Origin of the sequence: Paenibacillus sp. 2RAB27, assembly GCF_052115445.1 — a bacterium.
Lineage (GTDB): Bacteria > Bacillota > Bacilli > Paenibacillales > NBRC-103111 > Paenibacillus_E.
Genome location: NZ_JBFRGR010000095.1, coordinates 1 through 1,049 on the forward strand (window position 1 = coordinate 1; position 1,049 = coordinate 1,049).

General features: G+C 47.6%; 1 protein-coding gene. It reads left to right on the forward strand.

The annotated features are described in order from the left end of the window. The coding region (locus AB4114_RS35745; RefSeq protein ID WP_441992677.1) for a hypothetical protein at window positions 1-998 on the forward strand (998 nt) is incomplete at its 5' end. Window positions 999-1,049: the final 51 nt, after the last annotated feature.

A 1,049-nucleotide genomic window follows, 5' to 3' on the forward strand; every position in this document is an offset into this window, starting at 1 on the left:
AGAGCTGGACGCTCAACAATACGGTTATGACCATCACGTTAGGCGGAACAGGCATTGACGTGAAGAAAGGCGATACGCTGAACGTTGCCGCAGGCGCATTGAAAAACATAGGGAATGAGGGCAGCATTGTTGCGCTCTCGCCTGTGATTGGTGGTACGTTTGGAATAGGGGCTGTACCAGCAATAGGAAGCATACAAGCAACCAACGATCTCGGTTTAGGTGGAGCCAATGCTGGAGATAAGGTTACAATTGCATTTACGGCTGTGACAAATATTCCTTCTACATTAAGTATTTTGAGCAGCATTACTTTAAGTAGCGGACACACATTTGGTACAGGTGCAACAGCAGCTTGGAGTTTAGATGGAGCATCGTTAATTATTACTTTGGGAACGAATGCAACAGTAACTGTAGGTGATACCGTAACAATTGGTACTGGCGCAGGAATTAAAGATTACAGCGGTGAATCTGCAACAATTAGTGGGGAAGGAACGATTAGCGGTACATTTGGAGAGATCGTTCAGCCGACTTTGAGTAATGTATACGCAACGAATGGCGATGGCACTGCAGCTGTTGCTGAGGGCGATACATTGGAGTTTGTATTTAATACGCCAGTAGATCATTCTACTTTCGATATCTCGACGATCACAGTAAAAGACAGCACGGGAACCGTTACGCGAATAAATCCTTTCGGTGTTACGCAAAGCGTGTACTGGGCAGACCCGATTGGCGGCTATGATACGCGCTTGCAGATTGTGCTCGGTGCAAATCCAACCATTCAAATTACGGATGTAGTGAGTATTGCTGCATCAAATGGTATTAAAGATGTGACGAAAACGATTGAGATAGCTCCTGTGAGTAAACATGCAATCGCCGGCAGCTTCGGCGTAGCCGTAGCACCAGTCGTGACGAGCATAACGGCGCTCAATGGCGACGGCAAGCCGACAGTGGGAGCAGGCGACCAGTTAGTGATCACGTTGAATGCACCGTCAAACGGCTGAGCAGTTGATCTGACGAAGATCAGCAGCAAGTTAGGAACAGGTGCGACATCC